The organism is Caballeronia choica, assembly GCF_001544535.1.
Classification (GTDB): Bacteria; Pseudomonadota; Gammaproteobacteria; order Burkholderiales; family Burkholderiaceae; genus Caballeronia; species Caballeronia choica.
The window spans coordinates 1-18,803 of the sequence record NZ_FCON02000101.1 but is presented as its reverse complement, the minus strand read 5'-3'; the positions used below and the strand labels follow the sequence as shown (position 1 = coordinate 18,803).

The window sequence follows — 18,803 nt, the reverse complement described above, 5'->3', positions numbered from 1 at the left end:
ATGTCTATGTCTCCTCAGTTGACCGACGATGGATTTTTCCGCACCGCCTGCGCGATCGACGGCGTGCTATTCACAGCGATATCGGCGTCCGCGGGCGTCTGGCTCCAGCCGCCGCCGAGCGAGCGATACAGCGCGACCGACGCGAGCGCATGCTCACGCTTGGCCAGGTTCAGCGAATCGGCGTCCTGCAGGTACGACTCCTGCGCCGCGAGCACATCCAGGAAGCTCGCCGCGCCGCCCTTGTACAACTCGGTCGAAAGCGTCAGCGACTTGCCCGACGAGGCGAGCGCGTCGGTCAGGCGCGCGGTCTGCTCGGTCGTGCTCACGAGATCGCTGCGCGTATCCTCCACGTCCTTGAGCGCTTGAAGCATCGTCTGGCGCAGATGCAGTTCCGATTCGCGCATCCGGCTCTCGTTTTGCTCGATGTCCGCCGTGATGCGGCCGGCGTTGAAGATCGGGCTCGTCGCGTTGAGCGCGGCGCTGAATAGGTTGTCGGTGAGCGTCGGCAAGCCGAGATACGACGACGCCAGCAAGCCGTCCGTCAAGCGCAGCGAGAACTTCGGATAACGCTCCGCCCTCGACACCCCGACCTCCGCCGCGCGCTGCTGCACATCGGCGTAGGCGACGAGCACGTCCGGGCGGCGCAGCAGCGCGTCGGACGGCAGCATTTGCGGCACGCTGCTCGTCGGCGTGGGAATCACGGGCGTGTTGCCGGCATTCGCGAGCATCAGCCGGTCGACGGATTCCGGCGTGCGCCCCGAGTACACGGCGATCAGGCTCAACTGGTGCTGGATCGTCGACTGCGCCCGCGGAATGCGCGACTGGAGATCGCTCAACTGGTTCTGCGCGCGCGAAACGTCGAGCTGCGTCGAAAGGCCATACTGCAGGCGCCGTTGCGTCAGGCGCAGCGCGCGCTCGCGGATCACGACGTTGTCCTGCAGGATCTTGAGTTCCGCCTGCGCCCAGCGCAGATCCACATAGGCCGACGCCGTATCCGCCGCGAGCGCGAGCCGCAACTGATCGGCGGCATGTTCGCGGCCGACAAGCTGCGCCTGCGATGCCAGCAGCTCCAGCCGCTCGCCGCCGAACACATCGGGCGTCCAGCTGAGCGACAGGCCGACGCCCGCCTGGCGCACGTAGCCGAGCGGCGGCGGCGTGTTCTGCCGGGTGTCGGAGGCGCCTGCGTTCGCGTCGAGTTGCGGGAGCAGCGCGGCGCGGCGCTGTGTCGTCAGCGCCTGGGCCTGCTTCACGCGCTCGACGGCCGCCTGCACGTCGAGGTTGTCGTTCAGCACCGATGCCACGAGTTCATGCAGCACCGGATCGCCGAACTGGTTCCACCACGCGGCGGGATCGGCGGGATCGCGCGGCACGTCTACGCTCCAGTCGGTGGGCGCCGTGGCGCTAACCGTGGCGAGCAGGTCGGCGTGCGTCGCGGGCTGCACCGCGCACGCGGCGAGCGACAGACACGCCAGGATTTCAACGAGAAGTTTTTTCATGATCGGTTCAAAGCTCAATGAAGGCTCAATGAAGGCTCAATGCGCATCTGAGGAAGGCGGAGCGCTCGCGATCGGCCGCGAGAACACGACGCTGACGATGCCCACCAGGAAGCACAGCGCCAGCACGTAAAAGCAATCGGCGAAGGTCAGCACGAGCGCCTCGCGCATCACGAGCGCGTGCAGGCTCGCAAGCCCGGCCTGTGACGCGTCGAGCGCGTCGCCCGCGACGGAGGCGAGATGGCCGGAACTGCGCGCGAGCAGGCCTTCGACTTCGGGGCGGCCGACCGTCACGTTCTCGCTCAACCGCAGGTAGTGCAGGTTGAGCCGGTCGTTGAGCATCGTCGAGCTGACGGCAATGCCGATCGCGCCGCCGAGATTGCGCATCAGGTTGAACAGACCGCTCGCCGACTTGAGCCGCGACTGTGGCAGCGAGCCGAGCGCCATCGTGACGATCGGCGGCACGGCGAATTGCTGTCCGATGCCGCGCAGCGCCTGCGGCAACAGCAGTTCGTGCCAGCCCCATTGATTCGTGAGCGGCGTGTACAGATAACACCCGGCGCCGAAGCATACGAGACCGAAGACCAGCAGCACGCGCATGTCGATGAACTTCGTCGCGAACGCATACGCGCCGAGCGCGAGCAACTGGAAGCAGCCGACCGACAGGAGCGCGAAACCGATTTCGAGCGAATCGAAGCCGCGCACGCGGCTCAGGAACACCGGCGTGAGAAACACCGACACGAAGATGCCGATACCCGTCACGAACGAAAGCAGGCTGCCGATCCCGAAGTTGCGCACCGCGAGCGCTTTCAGGTCGACGATCGGCTCCTTTGCCGTGAACGCGTGCACGAAAAAGAGAAAGCCGCAGATCGCCGAGATCCAGGTGCACGCGATGATCGCATCGTCGCCGAACCAGTTCTTGCGCGGGCCTTCTTCGAGCACGTATTCGAGGCAGCCGAGAAATCCCGACATCAGCACGATGCCGAGGTAGTCGCCCTTTTTCAGCAGCGAAAGATCGGGCTCGTCGATATGCACGAACTTCGGCACCAGCGCCGCGACCGCGATCCCCGGCACGACGTTCAGGTAGAACAGCCAGTGCCACGACCATTGCGACGTGATCCAGCCGCCAATCACCGGACCGATGGCCGGCGCCAGCGACGCGAGCGCGCCGATCGTCGTCGAGGCGATCACGCGCTGCTTGCCGGGGAACAGCACGAAGGCGGTGGTGAAGACGGTCGGGATCATCGCGGCGCCGAGCGCGCCCTGCAAGCCGCGAAAGAGGATCATCGAATTGATGTCCCACGCCATCCCGCACAGCATGCTCGTGATCGTGAAACCCACCGCCGACGCCACGAACAGCCAGCGCGTGGAGAACACTTTCGAGAGCCAGCCCGACATCGGGATCACGAGGATTTCCGCGATCAGATAGGACGTCTGGACCCACGAAAGCTCGTCCTGGCTCGCCGACAAACCGCCGCCGATGTCCTTCAGCGACGACGCGACGATCTGGATATCGAGCGTCGCCATGAAGAAGCCCAGGCACATCAGCGCGAACGCCAGTACGCGCTGCCTGACCGGCTGGCTGGCGGGATCGAGTGGAAGGGTCGTCGGCATGATCAGTTCGCGCCGTTCAGATGGACCTTGACCGTCGCCGACAAGCCCGGGCGCAGCACCGCCTGCATCTCCTTCGGCACGTCGAGGCGCACGCGCACCGGCACGCGCTGCACGATCTTCGTGAAGTTGCCGGTCGCGTTCTCGGCGGGCAGCACGCTGAAGGTCGCGCCCGTCGCCGGTGCCAGGCTCTCGACGCGGCCGTGGATCGGCTCGCTGGACGCGTCGAGATCGACGTCGACCTCGTCGCCCACGCGCATCTTCTTCAACTGGTCTTCCTTGAAGTTGGCGTCGATCCAGAGTCCCGACGACGGCACGATCGTCAGCAGCGACACGCCCGTGTTCGCCAGCATCCCGACGCGCGCCGTGCGATTGCCGACGTACCCGTCGACGGGCGAGCGGATCGTCGTGTACTCGACGTTCAGTTCCGCGACGCGCCGCGTCGCTTCGGCGGTGGCGACGCGAGCGCTAGCATCGGCGATCTGCGCTTCGATCACGGAGAGTTCGCGCTTCGCTGCCACCAGCGACGCGCCGCTTCGATCGACGGCCGCGCTCGCCTTGGTGAAGTCGGCGTCCGCGCGCTCGACGATCTGGCTCGACACCGCGTCGTCCTTCACGAGTTCGCGATAGCGCGAGCGGTCCGACGCGCTGCGCGTCATTTCCGCCGACGACGCCCGCACCTCCGCCTGCTGCTGGTTGATCACGGCGCCCTGCAAGTCGCGCTTCGCCTGCAATTCGGCGACCGCGGCATGCGCGCTCGCCACTTCGGCGTTCGCTTGTGCGAGGCGGGCGTCGTAGTCGCGCGAATCGAGGCGCACCAGCACCTGGCCCGCGCTCACGCGCTGGTTGTCCTGCACGAGCATCTCGGCGACGAAGCCGTTCACCTTCGGCGCCATCACCGTGACGTTGCCGCCGACGTAGGCGTCATCGGTGGTCTGCACGAAGCGCAGCACGAGCGTCCAATAGGCCGCGGCCGCGACCACCACGACGCCCACGAGGCCGAGCGCCAGGAGCATCCAGGGAATGCGCCGCGCCCCTTTCGGCAGCGCAGGGGCGGAAACCGGTGAAACGTCTGTTGAAGGACTGGACATTGTCGTTTAAAGTGCATATGCACCGTTTAGATTGAAGGAAGTGCCATTTAAGGCACTTGTTAATAGCGGAAGACTAATTGTGCATATGCACGAAGTCAAGTCAAGGATGCGCACGACTGAATGACGCGGGCAGCAATAATCGGCGCGGAGTGTTGTGTGACGGGCTTCCGGGCCATTGCGCGCGGGCGGTCCGCCGGGCGCCGGAGAGTGTGATCCGAACGAGCATGTTTGCGAGCCCGACGGGCATTAACGCGCCGAAGCTCGGGGAATACAGTTCATTCACGCCAAACGAATGGCTGTCCACATACTCAGGAGCTCACCATGTCACGACTTTCAAAGATCAACGTCAACGAAGCAACCGGCGTCGCCGCAGACCTGTTCGCCGGCATCAGGAAGGCCGTGGGCCGTGTCCCGAACGCCTACGCGACCGTCGGCACGCACAGCCCCGCCGCGCTCGGCGCAGCGCTGAACGGCGACGCGATCCTCGCGAAGAGCAGCCTCTCCAAGCCCGATGTCGAAGCCATCAAGCTCGCGGTCAGCGAAATCGCCGGCTGTGACTACTGTATCGCCGCGCATACGCTGGTCGGCAAGATGGTCGGCCTGTCGCTTGAAGAAACCCGGCAGGTCCGCGCGGGTGTCGCGACCGGCAACGCGCAGCGCGATGCGCTCGTCGCCTTCGTGCGGCACGTCGTGTCGACGCACGGCACCGTCGACAAAGCCCGACTCGACGAAGTGCGCGCCGCCGGCTACAGCGAAGCGCAAGTGATCGACGCGCTGTTCGCCGTCAGCGTGATCACGTTCACGAACCTGGTGAATCGCGTGAACGACACGGACCTCGACTTCCCGGCTGTCGAATAAGCCGTCCGGCGCTCCGCTCTTCGTGGGCGGAGCGCTACTCTCTTTTCAGCCGGTCCAGCAACGACGTAATGAGATCGATCGGCATCGGGAAGACGATCGTCGAGTTCTTGTCGGCGGCGATGGTCGTCAGCGTCTGGAGGTAGCGCAACTGCATCGCCTGCGGCGCCTGCGCGAGCATCTGCGCCGCCTGCAGCAGTTTCTCCGATGCCTGCAATTCCCCTTCCGCGTGGATGATCTTCGCGCGCCGCTCGCGTTCCGCTTCGGCCTGGCGCGCGATCGCGCGGATCATCGTCTCGTTGATGTCCACATCCTTGATTTCCACATTCGATACCTTGATGCCCCACGCGTCGGTCTGCGCATCGAGCACGCGCTGGATATCCGCGTTCAGGCGCTCGCGTTCGGCGAGCAGTTCATCGAGTTCATGCTTGCCGAGGATCGCGCGCAGCGTCGTCTGCGACAACTGGCTCGTCGCGTCCAGGAAACGCGCGACCTGGATCACCGCCTTTTCCGGATCGACCACGCGGAAGTAGACCACCGCGTTCACCTTCACCGACACGTTGTCGCGCGTGATCACGTCCTGCGGCGGCACGTCGAACACGACGGTGCGCAAGTCCATTCGCACGACCTGCTGCACAGCGGGGATGATCAGCACGAGACCCGGCCCCTTCACCTTCCAGAAGCGCCCGAGCATGAACACGACGCCGCGCTCGTACTCGCGGAAGATGCGGATCGCCGAGAACAGCAGCAGGACGATCAGCGCAACCAGCACGCCCGTGAAACCGAATGTGATACCCATCATTGACGTTCTCCATTCAATGGCTCGACCGTGAGCGTGAGGCCGTGGCGAGCCGTCACCCGCACCCGTGCCCCGCGCGCGGGAAGCGCTTGCGACTCGGCGCTGCGCACACGCCAGCGTTCGCCGTGGACCGTCGCCCAGCCGGCGTCGTCGCCTTGTGCGTCGAGCATCACGCCGACGGTGCCGAGCATCGCCTCCGCGCCGCTCACCACGGGCCGCCTGCGGGCCCGCAGTGCGAACGTCGACACGGAAAAGATGAACAGCGCAGTCACGATGACGATCCCCGCCACGACGCCGACCGGAATGCCGAACCCGGGCACGTCGGTATCGATCAGCATCAGCGCGCCGATCGCGAACGCGACGATCCCGCCGATGCCGAGCGTGCCGAACGTCGGCAGGAACATCTCCGCGACGAGAAAGCCGATGCCGAGCACGATCAAACCCAGCCCGACGAAGCTGATCGGCAAAAGCTGCAACGCGAACAGGCCGATCAGGAGACAGATCGCGCCCGCCACGCCTGGCAGCATGAAGCCCGGGTTCGCGAATTCGAAGAACAGGCCGTACATGCCGATCATGATGAGAATCAACGCGACGCTCGGGTCGGTGATCGTCGCGAGGAAGCGGCTGCGCCAGTCGGGCTGCAAGGTGATGATGGCGGCGCCCTTCGTCGCGAGGACGTGGTCGCCGCTGAGTGTGTGGACGCGGCGGCCGTCCAGTCTGGCGAGCAGGTCGGGCACGTCGGCGGCGGTGAGGTCGATCACGTGTTGCGCCAGCGCCTCGCTCGCCGACAGGCTCACCGCCTCGCGCACCGCCCGCTCGGCCCAGTCGGCGTTGCGTCCGCGCATTTGCGCGAGGCCGCGGATGTAGGCGGCGGCGTCGTGAACCTGCTTTCTCGATTCGGTCGATTGCGCGGCGACGGCGGATGCCGCCGATGCGCCCGTGCCCGGCATGGCGTCGCCGCCGCCCGTGCCGATCTGGATCGGCGTCGCGGCGCCGAGATTGGTGCCGGGCGCCATCGCGGCGATGTGGCTCGCGTAGACGATGTAGGTGCCCGCGCTCGCCGCCCGCGCCCCGCTCGGCCCGATGAACGCCGCGACCGGCACCGGCGACGCGAGTATCGCCTTGATGATCGAACGCATCGAGAGGTCGAGGCCGCCGGGCGTATCGAGTTCGAGCACGGCGAGTTGCGCGTGATCGTCGGCGGCGCGCCCGAGCGAGCGGACGATGAAATCGGCACTCGCCGGCCCGATCGCACCTGTGACCGCGATCACCACGACAGGCGCGCTCGCGGCACCGGCGAATGAGCCGCCGCAGAGTGTCAGCAGAAAAAGCGCCACCCCATGCAGCACGAGTCCGAACCGGCGGCGAAGCACGTCAAGCGGGTTTGTTTTCATCGATGAAAACCGACGGCTCGCGAGCGCCGCGGCCCCTTTGTGGCAATGCTGGTCTGATATCAAGCTTATGCCAAATTTGCACGCTTGCCCGAAATGACCATCGCTCAAGGCTTCGCCACCGTCCGGTCGATGACCGTCTCGACGTCCGCCGTCTCACCGAGTTGGGAAAGAAACCGCGCCTTGTCGAAATCGCGCGCGACGCAGCCGTCGACGTAGATGAACCTGCGCTGCAGGGTGAGCCACAGGCTCGTCTTCTCCCGCCATTGCGTGCTGGTATTGAGCGCGTTGAGCCGCCGCGTCACGCTTTCGGCGATTTCCTTGTCGTAGTCGTAGCTGTTCGGCAGCCGGCAGCGGCCCGCGATCCAGCAGCTATTGCCGCGCTCGATGCGGTAGTGCGCCTCGGCGAGCCACTCCTTCTCCGACACGAACGGACCGCGCGGCGGCGTGCAGCCGGCGATCGCGGACGATACCTGCATGAACGGATCGTTGCCGCGGTTGGCGAGCGGTTCTTCGGCGAGCGCGGGGATCGTCGGGAGGCAGGCGACCACCACAAGCGCGCGCTTGGGCCAATCTGAAAGAGACATGGTCGGTCGATTGATGGCGAAAGCGTTCACCCCAAGCATAGTCGCCTGCCGGCGCCCTATCAAAACGCATTGCAGCCGATAAACTGAATGAACGAGCGCGTCTCACCGGCGCGCACTCCTCGCGAGAGAGGCCGATATGAAACAGGCACTGCAGCACCTGACGGTCGCGACGAAGACGCGCGGCCTGCACGAATTCACCGCCGACATCGATCACTGGATCGACCTCCAGGACATCCGCACCGGCGTCCTCACGGTGTTTTGCCGGCATACGTCCGCTTCCTTGCTGATTCAGGAAAACGCCGATCCCGACGTGCGCACCGATCTCGAACGCTTCTTCGAGACGGTGGCGCCTGAATCGCCCGGGCGCTACGTGCACGACACCGAAGGCCCCGACGACATGCCCGCCCACCTGCGCACCGCGCTCACGACCGTGCAACTGTCGATTCCGGTCGAAGCCGGCCGCATGGTGCTCGGCACCTGGCAGGGCATTTACCTGTTCGAGCACCGCCGCGCGCCGCATCGGCGGGAAGTTGTCTTGCATCTGATCGGCGAGTGACCTAATATACGCTCCGCGTACATCTACCGGAGCGATTCATGGCCGTTCAGCAGCAAACCGTCCTGCGCGACGCGATGCGCCGCCTCAACATGACCCGCGACACGTTCGCGAACCGCATCGGCGTGTCGCGGCGGGCGCTCGACACCTGGCTGCTGCCCGACGGTTCGCCCGAATCGCGCACGATGCCGGAGATCGCCGGGCGTTATGTCGCCGAGATTCTCGAACGCGCGCCCAACGGCGAAGAATATACGCAACGCGTACAGGCGTCGATTGCGTTCGAAGGCCGCTCGCACTTGCTGTCCGTCGACCAGTTCTCGCGTGATTCGGTCGAGGCGCTGTTTCGCGTCGCCGACGCGATGCAGCCGATCGCGCGGCGCCAGAAAATCACGCGCGTGCTCGAAGGCGCGGTGCTCGCCAACCTGTTCTTCGAAGCCAGCACGCGCACGCGCGTGAGTTTCGGCGCGGCGTTCTGCCGGCTCGGCGGCTCGGTGTGCGACACGACCGGCTTCACGTTTTCGTCGATGGCGAAGGGCGAGTCGATCTACGACACGAGCCGCGTGATCAGCGGTTACGCCGATGCGCTCGTCGTGCGCCACCCGGAGCAAGGGTCGGTCGCCGAGTTTGCGCGCGCCACCAATATCCCGGTGATCAACGCCGGCGACGGACCCGGCGAGCATCCGAGCCAGGCGCTGCTCGACCTGTACACGATCCAGCGCGAGTTTTCGCGGATCGGCAAGATCGTCGATGGCGCGCATATCGCGATGGTCGGCGATCTCAAGTACGGGCGCACGGTGCATTCGCTCGCCAAGCTGCTGTCGCTGTATCGCGGGCTGAAGTTCACGCTGGTGTCGCCGCGCTCGCTCGAAATGCCCGACACCATCCTCGAACAGATCGCGCGCGGCGATCACGTGATCGAGCAGACGTCCGACTTGCGCGCCGGGCTCGAAGGCGCCGATGTCGTGTACGCGACGCGCATCCAGAAGGAGCGCTTCGCCGACGAATCGATCGAAGGCTATACGCCCGATTTTCAGATCAATCAGGCGCTGGTGAACAGCGTCTGCGGCCCGGACACGCTGATCATGCATCCGCTGCCGCGCGACGGGCGCCCCGGCGCGAACGATCTCGCAACGGACCTGAACCACGACTCGCGGCTTGCGATCTTCCGGCAGACCGACAACGGCATTCCCGTGCGGATGGCGATCTTCGCGGTGCTGCTGGGCGTCGAGCATCAGGTGCAGCATTCGATGCGCGACGCCGCGTGGCGCTCGCCCGCGTATGTCGGCCCGGACGATGCGGTGTTTCACGGCATCGATTGATAGCGGCCAGGGTTTATACGGCGCGCGCGGATTTCTTGACGCGCCGTTTACGCTCGGCGGAATAAGCTTCGAGATATCTTCAGAGATCGCGGAGCTTGCCGCAAATGGATATGGTTCTTCCGCCCCACCGCGTGCTGCTCTCGGCGCTCGTGCACGGCTCGTACGACGACGAGGCACGCGAGCGCATCCGTCGTCTTTTTCATTCGCCGCTGGGCGTCTATGTGAGCCATGCGTCGCGCGATCACGCCGAACTGCGTGTCGAATTCGATGTCGCCAGCGAGGATCTCGCGTTCACGATCCGCACGCTCAGGCAAGTGCTGCCGGAGGCCGCTGTCGAGGAGATTCGTCCGCTGATCACGACGATCAGCGCTTGATCCGCAAATACGCGCGGCTAAGCGCGGGCCGGCTGTGGACCCAGAGACGGCTCGCGAGCCACGACGCCGGACGGTCGCGCACTTCGAGCCGGTTGATCGAACGTTCCGCATCGGGCTGGACGTTCGCCGCGCTCACGTTCGCGCCCGGATGGCAGGTATAGAAATGCCGGAAGCCGGCTTCGCGCGCGATTTCACGATAGTCGTCGTCGTAATAGCCTTGCGGCCAGCACAGATGATCCGACGCACCGCCGAGCCGCTCGTCGAGCGTGACGCGTGCGGCAAGCAGATCGTGGCGCAAGCTCGCGCGCTTCTCGGCGCGGCTGCCCGCGACCTGATCCCAGCGCACATGGCTGTGCGTATGACTGTGGAACTCGAAGGTGCCCGCGCGGCGCATCGCGTCGATTTCGGACCAGCGCAGGATCGCTTCGTCGGCACGGCCTTCGTCGATCGCGATCTCGCCTTCGCGATGATTCAGCAAGCGCGGCAGCGTCGCGCCATCCAGTCCCGCCGCCACATCCGACGCGTTCGCACGCGGCGTGCCTTCGCCCGGCCAGCCGCTGACCAGAAAGCAGATCGCCGTGAAGCCGTGCCGCTGCAGCACGGGATGCGCGTGGACCCAGTTGTCGAGATAGCCGTCGTCGAAAGTCAGCACCAGCGACTTCGGCGGTACCCGCTCGCCCGCGAGAAAACCGGCGAGTTGCCGCGCCCCGAGCGTCCGATAACCCGCGCTCGCGAGATACGCCATTTGCGCCGCGAAATTCGGGGGCGTCACCGTGATCATTCCGGGCGACGTGCTGACATGGTGATACATCAGCACCGGGACCGAACGCGCGCCGTTCGTCATGCGCGCGCGCTCCGCTCGCTCAGGCTGCGTCGATAGAAGTCGACCGTTTCGTCGGCCATTCCGCCGATCGTGAAGCCTTGTTCCGTGATCCGGCGACCCTCCGCGCCGAGCCGCGCACGCAGTTCCGGATCGTCGATCAACTGCACGATCGCCGCGCGCAACGCTTGCGTATCCTTTGCCGGCACCAGCAAGCCGTTGACGTTCTGCGTGATCAACTCCGGCACGCCGTCGACATGCGTACCGATCACGGGCAGCCCTGCCGCCATTGCCTCGATGTACGACTGGCCGAGCGCTTCCTGATGCGTGGGCAGCACGAACAGGTCACAGCCGCGCAGCACGTTCGGGATGTCGGTGCGAAAGCCGAGCAGATGGATGCGTTGGGCGAGCCCGCGGCGCTCGACGAGTTCCTTGATCCGCGCGAATGTGTCTCCGTCGCCGGCCATCACGATGTGCAGGTTCGGCTGGGTCGCGAAAAGCGGCTCGGCTGCGGCGATCAGGTCTTCGTGGCCCTTCTTGTCGCGCATGATCGCGACCATGCAGCCGATCAGCGCATCAGGACCGAGGCCGAGTTCGGCGCGCAAGGTCGATTGAACGATAGGCTCGGGCGTCGGGATGCCGTCGTAGATGGTCTGCACGCGTCCCGCTGCGACACCCGCCGAAATCAGGTACTGCCGAACGTAGCGGCTGACCGCGATCACGCGATGCGGTATCCACGTGTAGGTGGCGAGCGAACTGATCGGCAATGCGAGATGGCGCGTGCGCACGACGAGCGGCGTACCCGCGAGCCGGCCGGCCATGCCCGCGACGAGGCTATCGTGGCCGCTGTGCGTGTTCAGCACGTCGAATGCCTTGCTGCGCAGGAGCGCCTTGATGGCCGTCATCGAGCGCACATCGCCGCCGCCGCGCATGCGCGCGTGATGCACGGCGAAGCCGAGCTCGGCGCTGCGCGCGCCGATCCGGGCATCGGACGGGCACACGAGTTCGACGACGTGCCCGAGATCGCGCAACGCGACCATTTCCTTCAACGTGCGTACTTCCTGGCCGCCCCATCCTCTGGATGATTCGCTATGCAATATCTTCAGTGACTTCATGTGTTCTCAAGGCGGGCGACGTTTAAGACGATCTTCCCAGATGTCGGATAACGGGACGGTAATATATCGTAATAATTTGGACGAAATCTTAGCGTTTGCTTAGGCTCAGGGAATGTCCGGACGGTAAATTTGGGATGCCGAAGCACTCGGTTTGAGACGATGCCCGAGTCTCAAGGCGCCCCAGTCGGGGCCTCGACGCTCCGACAAACTTTTGCCCATGCCCAAGGCTTACGATTCGACTCAAATTCGAAACTGAGCAGCCGATAGCCCGGACGGCCTAAAGGACGATTGCTGACGTCAAGTTGACACGCGCATTACGATTTTCGACGCATTGTTTTTGCGCAAACGTTTGGAGAGACTCGACCAGCTTGTCGCAAGCGCTACGAGGTTGCTACCCGAGTGCCCGAATCAAAAAAAGCCGCTGGCTCACGCTCAGCGGCTTTCAATTCGAACTACTGCCGACCTACTGGATAAACCGATGAAGTCGGGCTCACGCCGCCCGATGCGTTTGCAGCCACTCGCGCAGCGCATTGTTCATGCGCGTCTGCCAGCCCTCGCCGGTCGCCTTGAACGCCTCGACGATATCGGCGTCGTAACGAACGGTAAGTTGTACCTTCGGCGATTCAAGGCGCGGCCGGCCCAGCGGTTTCATCTTCGCGAACTGCTCGTCGGAAGGGATGAACGTTTCCGGATCGGAGTCGATTCCGCGCTGGATCTGGGCTTCCTCCTCGGGAGAGTGCCTCGTAAGCTTCAGTTTCTTGTTCATAACGGTCAAGCTCCCTGTAGTTGGCTTTGCGCAAACTGATGATGCGCAACGAGATGACTCGTTGCGTGAAAACGACGCAGTAAAGCCGCGTTCCGATCGGCGCATAGCCGATCTCGCGCACTTCGCCATAGTCATGACGGTCGTCGACACCCGCCATCACAGTCGACCAGTCGATTTGCCGCGCGAGTTCGAGCGATACACCGTGGCGCCTTCTGTTGGCTTCGTCCTTTGCAGGATCAAAAACAATTTCGATGTTCATTATTGTAGTTACACAAAAGTGAATAGGCAAGTGGCGTTTGCGAGCGACACGGCGCCGCATGTCGCTTGCCCCTCCACCGGCTCATGTTGCCGCCGGTGAGCGCCGCCTGCTGTCACTTTCTGTCTTCACTTTCTGTCGATGCGATCCTGCTCGCGCGCGATTGCGCAAGTGTGGTCCTGCAGTTCCTCCGACGAGGCCCAATCGCCCGGCTGGACGTGATCGTTGAGCAGGTAGAACGCAGGCGTGCCGTCGCGCAGCACGGCGCCCGCGACGAGCAGCGTCTGTTCGCCCATCACCTGCCCTTCACGCGCGACATCCGGCGCAAGCAGCTTGAAGGGATCGGTGTGTTCGAGGCCGGCGTCGTCGATGCGGCGTATGCGATACGCATGGCCGCGCAGCAGGATCGGAAACGGCGACCACTCCGTGCCGACGCGCGGCCCGTACTCGCGCAGCGCCCAGACGACATCCGGCGCGAGGCAATCGACATGGATATGCAACTGGTTCTGCGTGCGCCCGTGCGCCGAGTTGATCGCGAGCGAGACTACGTCGCGCCGCAGTTCGCGATGCAGCGCTTCATCGACGTAATGGCGCGCCTCCCACGCCGCGCGCCAGTAATTCGGCGAGCCGGGAGCCAGCAGCTCGGGGCTTTCGATTCCGCTGACTCGCGCCGTCGGGATCAGCAGGTACTGCGCGACGCCGACGATATCCTTCAGCACCGCATAGCCGCCCGCGAGATTCACCTCGATGCATTTCTGCACGACGTTCGCCCCTTCGGCCGCCGGGACGCAATTGTCGTGGACGATTTCCCAGAGCGCATCCGGGTTGCCGGCGCGCGCCGGCGGCGTGCCGAAGGCGAAGGCGGTGGCGACCAGCAAGGTCGCGATGAGAGTGGGTGTTTTCGTCATGGCGACGACATCGTAGCCGGGATTCGTGACAACGACTTTCGCGCCGCGTGCACCGGCAGCCCGACGTCAGACTCAAGTCTGCCCCCGGCCGGCCGTATACAAGGCAGCGGAGCCACCAGGTCCGCACGCGCTGAAAAGCGCCGGCGACCACGGCGTCAACCTAATTTCGAACAAGCTCGACGAGCATTACCCAATGCGTTCAAGAAGCAAGCACCTCGGCGCCGCCATCGCGGCGCTCGCAACGATATCCTCGGCGGCATTCGCAGACGCCCCCGCAACCGGCGGCAAGCTGCTGCTGACTGGCGGCGTCTCCGAAATCGAAGGCGCCGCGGGCGGCGGCCTGACACCCTGGGCCGTGATCGGCGGCTACGGAACGGGCACTCAGCTCGGCGCCAACGCGCACGGCACGTATGTGAGAACGCAAGACTTTGCTTTGTCGACCTATGGCGTGACGGTCGGCGTCGCGAATCGCGTCGAGTTTTCGCTCGCGCGCCAGACCTTCGATACCCGCGACGTCGGCGCGCAACTCGGCCTCGGCCCGGACTTCAAGTTCAACCAGAACATCTTCGGTGCGAAGGTGCGCCTCTTCGGCGACGCCGTGCTCGACCAGGACACCTGGGTGCCGCAAGTCGCGGCCGGCATCCAGTTCAAGCACAACGAACAGGGCGACGTCGTCAAGGCGGTCGGCGCGGCGAGCAACTCCGGCACCGATTTCTACCTGTCGGCGACCAAGCTCCTGCTTGCGCAGAGCCTGCTGCTGAATGGCACGTTGCGATTCACCAAGGCGAACCAGTTCGGCCTGCTCGGATTCGGCGGCGACAAGTCGAACGATTACCACGCCGAGTTTGAAACATCGGTGGCGTACATGCTGTCGAGAAGCATCGTGATCGGCGGCGAGTACCGCACCAAGCCGAACAACCTCAGCTTCGCCCGCGAACAGAACGCCTACGACGCGTTCGTCGCATGGGCGCCGACCAAGCACGTCTCGTTGACCGCCGCCTATGTCGCGCTGGGCGATATCGCGACGATCAAGAACCAGCGCGGCCTCTATATCTCCCTTCAGGCGGGGTTCTGAATGCGTTTCCTACTTCGACACGCCGCTACGGCGGGGCTCCTTCTCGCTGCGTGCTTCAGCGCAAACGCCCGGGCCGACGATTCGCTCTACCGCGAGTTCGGCGAGAAGCCCGGCCTCGTCAAGATCGCCGACGATCTCTACGACAACCTGCTCGCCGATCCGCGCACGCAAGCGTATTTCGAAGACGCGCCGATCAAGCGCATCAAGCAAAAGCTCGTCGAGCAATTCTGCGTGCTGCTTGGCGGCCCTTGCGAGTACACGGGCCGCACGATGAAGCGCAGTCACGAGGGACAGAATATCGACCGCGCTGCGTTCAATGCACTGGTCGAGGATTTGCAGGACGCGATGGACAAGAACGGCGTGCCCTTCCATGCGCAGAACAAGTTGCTGGCCAAGCTCGCGCCGATGTATCGCGACGTGCAGGACCGGGAATAGACGAAACGCACCTCAAGTATCTCAGCCATGCGCCGTTATGAGCGTACATGCGTGCTTTTCGCGCGCGGACAGCATTCTTCGAACGAACTCACATGCGATTCAGCACTCGGATTCTGGCAGCACTATGGTGCTGCGCATTGGGACTCGCGGCGACCCGCGCGAACGCGGCGAGCGTGCGCGTGCAGGTGGTAGACCAGACGGGCGCGGCGGTTACCGACGCCGTGGTCTACGCCACGCCGGTCAGCGGCAAGCTGCCGCCGACCAAGCCGGCCGGCGCGATCATCGACCAGGTCAAGCGACACTTCGTGCCACTCGTTTCGGTCGTGCAGGCGGGCGCTTCCGTCACGTTCCCGAACAAGGACAACATCGAGCACGATGTCTATTCGTTCTCGCCGGCCAAGCGCTTCGAGTTGAACCTGTACCACGGCATTCCCGCGAGTCCGGTCGTTTTCGACAAGGCCGGGCTCGTCGTGATGGGCTGCAATATTCACGACCAGATGCTTGCTTACCTGCTGATCGTCGATACGCCCTGGTTCGCCAAGACCGATGCGAGCGGCCAGGCCACGATCGACAATCTTCCCACCGACGCCTACCGGCTCACCGCGTGGCACTACCGGCTGAACGACCCGAACGCGCAACCGTCGACGAAGATCAGCGCCGGCCCCGACAACGCCGCGAAGCTCACGTTGCAGTTGAAGTCCGAATAGGCGAGCGCCCATGCGACTTCACAGCCTGCGCGCACGGATCGCACTCGTCTTCGTCCTGCTGATGCTCGCCGCGCAGGCGGCCGCGTTCGTCGTCATCAATTCGGTGATCACTTCGAACGCCCATCGCAACGCCGACGATCAACTGTCCGTCGCCGAGCGCGTGTTCAAGCAGGTCCTGCGTTCGAACAGCGAAAAGCTGACGCAGGCGGCGAGCGTGGTCGCGGCGGACTTCGGGTTTCGCCAGGCGATCGCCTCGCACGACGAGAAAACCGTGGCATCGGCGCTCGAGAACCATGGCGACCGCATTCACGCAGACCTCGTCATGCTCGCCGACCTCGACGGCAAGCTGATCGCCGACAGCAGCGGCCCCGCGCACGAAGGCATGGCCTTCCCGTTCCCGAAGCTGCTGCACGCGGTGGAACGCAACGGCGACGCATCGGCCATCGGCATGATCGGCGGACGGCCCTACCAACTCGTCGCCGTGCCGATCAAGGCGCCGTTGCCGATTGCATGGGTCGCGATGGGCTTCGCCATCGACGACAGGATGGCAAGCGAAATGGGAAGCCTCGCCGCGCTCGATGTGTCGTTCCTCGCCGGCCGCGCCGATGGCCGATGGACCGTGCTCGCAAGCTCGCTGCCACCGGCGGCGCGGCGCGCCTTGCAGCACGCATCCGGTGTCTCCGGTGACAACTACGCTACGCGCCTCGTCCGGCTTCAGTCCGACGGCGAGCCCATCGCCGTATTGTTGCAGCGCTCGCTGAGCGAAGCGCTGGCTCCGTTTCACCGCTTGCAGACCACGCTGCTCCTGATCACGCTCGCCGGCGTGCTGGTGTCGATTGTCGGCAGCATGTTCACAGCGCGCAGCGTCACGCGGCCCATCGCGGCACTGACGCAATTCGCGCGGCGCATCGGGCATGGCGATTACGCCGAGCCAATCGAAGTGAAGCATCAGGACGAGATGGGCGAGCTTGCCACCGCGTTCAACCAGATGCAGGAAGGCATTGCGGAACGCGAGCGGCGCATCACCGAGCTCGCCTATATGGACCGCCTGACGAGCCTGCCGAACCGCGCGCTCTTCAATGATCGCCTGCAGCACGCGATCGGCGTGGCGCTGCGAGCGGGACATCCGCTGTCCGTGATGATGATGGACCTGGACCGCTTCAAGTATGTCAACGACACGCTCGGCCACCCCATTGGCGACCTGCTGCTATGTGAAGTCGCCAAGCGCCTGCGTGCCGCGTTGGAGCGCAGTACGGATACCGTCGCGCGTCTCGGCGGTGACGAGTTCGCCGTCCTCTTGCCGACCGACGACACCGACGCCGCCAAGCTGATCGCGAACCGGATGCTGAAGGCGCTCGAAGAGCCGATCACGATCGAAGGACAGCCCGTGGACGTGGGCGCGAGCATCGGCATCGTGACGTGTCCGCATAACGGCGCCGACATGAACGTGCTCCTGCGCCGCGCCGACATCGCGATGTACGTCGCCAAGCGCACGAACACCGGCTACGCCCTCTACGACGAACGACACGACAAGAACAGCGCCGAGCGCCTCTCGCTGATGAGCGAGCTGCGCCAGGCCGTCGAGCACGATCAACTGACGCTCTACTATCAGCCGAAGGTCGACTTGTGCACGCACAAGGTCAAGTACGTCGAGGCGCTGGTTCGCTGGGACCATCCGACGCGCGGCTTCGTCTCACCCGACCAGTTCATTCCATTTGCCGAGCAGACCGGCTATATCAAGACGATTTCACGCTGGGTTGCCGACAAGGCGATCCGGCAATGCGCGCTGTGGCGCGAGCAGGGTCTCGAGCTTGCGGTGTCGGTGAACGTGTCGGCGCGCGAGTTGATCCAGTCGTCGCTGCCGGAGACCTTTAGCGCACTCTTGCACAAGTATGGCGTGGCGCCCGAGTGGATCTGGATCGAGATCACGGAAAGCGCCATCATGGACGATCCGAACCACGCGATCGAGACGCTCGATCGCCTGCATGCGCTGGGGATACGTCTGTCGATCGACGACTTCGGCACGGGCTATTCGTCGCTGTCGTATCTGAAGCGGATGCCGGTCGACGAACTGAAGATCGACAAGTCGTTCGTGATGGGAATGTTCGAACACAAGGACGACGAGACGATCGTGCGCTCGACGATCGATCTCGGCCACAACATGGGATTGAAGGTGGTGGCCGAAGGCGTCGAGACGGAAGAGATGATGGCGCGATTGAAAGACCTGCGTTGCGACCTCGCGCAGGGTTATCACTTGAGCCGTCCGTTGCCGCCGGATAAGCTCGAAGCTTGGCTGGATGCGTGGCAGGCATCGGTCGAGGCAGCATGAGCGGATTGATCGCTGGCGCTTGAGGTGGGGGGTTGGTTTTGCTACACCGTTTGATGCGCTTGCGCTTCTACGGAACTTGTTTTGTTTTTGGTTTATTGGCTCTGCCCCTGTCCGGGGCGGGACTCACTTTCTTTGCTGCTGCAAAGAAAGTAAGCAAAGAAAGCAGCTTCACAACGCAAATACTTGCCAGTCGCCGCTAGACCGTTCCTTCTGAGTGGTCCAACCGGGGGAGTGTCGTTAGTGGGGTTTCATCGTTGTTGGCATGTAGAAAAGGCGCGCACGTCGCACCGCTGCGCGGAGTGGAACAGCAGTCATTCAT

General features: G+C 64.4%; 19 protein-coding genes. 8 read left to right on the top strand and 11 right to left on the bottom strand.

The genetic code is table 11. From position 1 onward, the window contains the following. Window positions 1–14: 14 nt before the first annotated feature. The 3 genes from AWB68_RS30575 to AWB68_RS30565 are packed head-to-tail and all read right to left on the bottom strand — an operon-like array spanning window position 15 to window position 4,195. Window positions 15–1,496 carry an efflux transporter outer membrane subunit gene (locus AWB68_RS30575; RefSeq protein WP_087648058.1) on the bottom strand — a complete coding sequence of 494 codons (1,482 nt, stop codon included), beginning with the start codon at window positions 1,494–1,496 and terminating at the stop codon, window positions 15–17. A gap of 36 nt (window positions 1,497–1,532) precedes the next feature. Then, entirely contained in the window at window positions 1,533–3,107 is a 1,575-nt protein-coding gene (locus tag AWB68_RS30570) for a DHA2 family efflux MFS transporter permease subunit (RefSeq protein WP_087648051.1), read from the bottom strand. 2 nt (window positions 3,108–3,109) lie between these two features. Further along, on the bottom strand, window positions 3,110–4,195 hold the full coding sequence (locus AWB68_RS30565) for an HlyD family secretion protein (RefSeq protein WP_087648050.1): 1,086 nt from the start codon (window positions 4,193–4,195) through the stop codon (window positions 3,110–3,112). Between the two features lie 321 nt (window positions 4,196–4,516). Here AWB68_RS30565 and AWB68_RS30560 point away from each other — a divergent pair, with 321 nt between their 5' ends. Next, window positions 4,517–5,053, top strand: coding sequence for a carboxymuconolactone decarboxylase family protein (locus tag AWB68_RS30560; RefSeq protein WP_087648049.1), 537 nt, complete (start codon window positions 4,517–4,519; stop codon window positions 5,051–5,053). A gap of 34 nt (window positions 5,054–5,087) precedes the next feature. On the opposite strand, the gene AWB68_RS30555 is transcribed toward AWB68_RS30560, so the two are convergent. The 3 genes from AWB68_RS30555 to AWB68_RS30545 all read right to left on the bottom strand — a co-directional run bounded on the left by AWB68_RS30555 (window position 5,088) and on the right by AWB68_RS30545 (window position 7,827). Further along, complete coding sequence (locus AWB68_RS30555; protein WP_087648048.1) at window positions 5,088–5,852, bottom strand: slipin family protein; 765 nt, start codon at window positions 5,850–5,852, stop codon at window positions 5,088–5,090. Beyond that, on the bottom strand, window positions 5,849–7,243 hold the full coding sequence (locus AWB68_RS30550; protein WP_087648047.1) for an NfeD family protein: 1,395 nt from the start codon (window positions 7,241–7,243) through the stop codon (window positions 5,849–5,851). The genes AWB68_RS30555 and AWB68_RS30550 overlap by 4 nt, the downstream gene beginning before the upstream one ends. A 104-nt stretch (window positions 7,244–7,347) precedes the next feature. Then, a complete protein-coding gene (locus tag AWB68_RS30545; protein WP_125483092.1) occupies window positions 7,348–7,827 on the bottom strand; it encodes a BON domain-containing protein in 480 nt (159 codons plus the stop codon). A gap of 136 nt (window positions 7,828–7,963) precedes the next feature. On the opposite strand from AWB68_RS30545, the gene AWB68_RS30540 reads away from it, so the two are divergent. From AWB68_RS30540 to AWB68_RS30530, 3 genes are all read left to right on the top strand, one after another. Next, the gene (locus tag AWB68_RS30540) at window positions 7,964–8,383 is read left to right on the top strand and encodes a secondary thiamine-phosphate synthase enzyme YjbQ (RefSeq protein WP_087648046.1); all 420 of its coding nucleotides are present in this window, start codon (window positions 7,964–7,966) and stop codon (window positions 8,381–8,383) included. A gap of 38 nt (window positions 8,384–8,421) precedes the next feature. Further along, the gene (locus AWB68_RS30535) at window positions 8,422–9,699 is read left to right on the top strand and encodes an aspartate carbamoyltransferase (RefSeq protein ID WP_087648045.1); all 1,278 of its coding nucleotides are present in this window, start codon (window positions 8,422–8,424) and stop codon (window positions 9,697–9,699) included. A gap of 104 nt (window positions 9,700–9,803) precedes the next feature. Then, complete coding sequence (locus tag AWB68_RS30530; RefSeq protein ID WP_087648044.1) at window positions 9,804–10,073, top strand: hypothetical protein; 270 nt, start codon at window positions 9,804–9,806, stop codon at window positions 10,071–10,073. On the opposite strand, the gene AWB68_RS30525 is transcribed toward AWB68_RS30530, so the two are convergent. The 5 genes from AWB68_RS30525 to AWB68_RS30505 form a co-directional block, all read right to left on the bottom strand. Then, window positions 10,063–10,917, bottom strand: coding sequence for a polysaccharide deacetylase family protein (locus AWB68_RS30525; RefSeq protein WP_087648043.1), 855 nt, complete (start codon window positions 10,915–10,917; stop codon window positions 10,063–10,065). The two genes, AWB68_RS30530 and AWB68_RS30525, sit on opposite strands and share 11 nt — an antisense overlap. After that, entirely contained in the window at window positions 10,914–12,008 is a 1,095-nt protein-coding gene (locus AWB68_RS30520; protein ID WP_087648042.1) for a glycosyltransferase family 4 protein, read from the bottom strand. The genes AWB68_RS30525 and AWB68_RS30520 overlap by 4 nt, the downstream gene beginning before the upstream one ends. A gap of 490 nt (window positions 12,009–12,498) precedes the next feature. Beyond that, window positions 12,499–12,711, bottom strand: a complete 213-nt coding sequence (locus tag AWB68_RS30515; RefSeq protein WP_327383639.1) for a BrnA antitoxin family protein — start codon at window positions 12,709–12,711, stop codon at window positions 12,499–12,501. Further along, on the bottom strand, window positions 12,632–13,033 hold the full coding sequence (locus tag AWB68_RS30510) for a BrnT family toxin (RefSeq protein ID WP_327383630.1): 402 nt from the start codon (window positions 13,031–13,033) through the stop codon (window positions 12,632–12,634). The genes AWB68_RS30515 and AWB68_RS30510 overlap by 80 nt, the downstream gene beginning before the upstream one ends. 125 nt (window positions 13,034–13,158) lie before the next feature. Next, window positions 13,159–13,938, bottom strand: a complete 780-nt coding sequence (locus tag AWB68_RS30505; protein ID WP_087648040.1) for a CDP-diacylglycerol diphosphatase — start codon at window positions 13,936–13,938, stop codon at window positions 13,159–13,161. A 193-nt stretch (window positions 13,939–14,131) separates the two neighbouring features. Here AWB68_RS30505 and AWB68_RS30500 point away from each other — a divergent pair, with 193 nt between their 5' ends. The 4 genes from AWB68_RS30500 to AWB68_RS30485 all read left to right on the top strand — a co-directional run bounded on the left by AWB68_RS30500 (window position 14,132) and on the right by AWB68_RS30485 (window position 18,484). Next, the gene (locus AWB68_RS30500; RefSeq protein WP_087648039.1) at window positions 14,132–15,013 is read left to right on the top strand and encodes a DUF3034 family protein; all 882 of its coding nucleotides are present in this window, start codon (window positions 14,132–14,134) and stop codon (window positions 15,011–15,013) included. Then, window positions 15,014–15,448, top strand: a complete 435-nt coding sequence (locus AWB68_RS30495; protein WP_087648038.1) for a group I truncated hemoglobin — start codon at window positions 15,014–15,016, stop codon at window positions 15,446–15,448. A 92-nt stretch (window positions 15,449–15,540) separates the two neighbouring features. Next, window positions 15,541–16,155, top strand: a complete 615-nt coding sequence (locus tag AWB68_RS30490) for a methylamine utilization protein (RefSeq protein ID WP_087648037.1) — start codon at window positions 15,541–15,543, stop codon at window positions 16,153–16,155. Between the two features lie 10 nt (window positions 16,156–16,165). Next, window positions 16,166–18,484 carry a putative bifunctional diguanylate cyclase/phosphodiesterase gene (locus AWB68_RS30485; protein WP_087648036.1) on the top strand — a complete coding sequence of 773 codons (2,319 nt, stop codon included), beginning with the start codon at window positions 16,166–16,168 and terminating at the stop codon, window positions 18,482–18,484. Window positions 18,485–18,803: the final 319 nt, after the last annotated feature.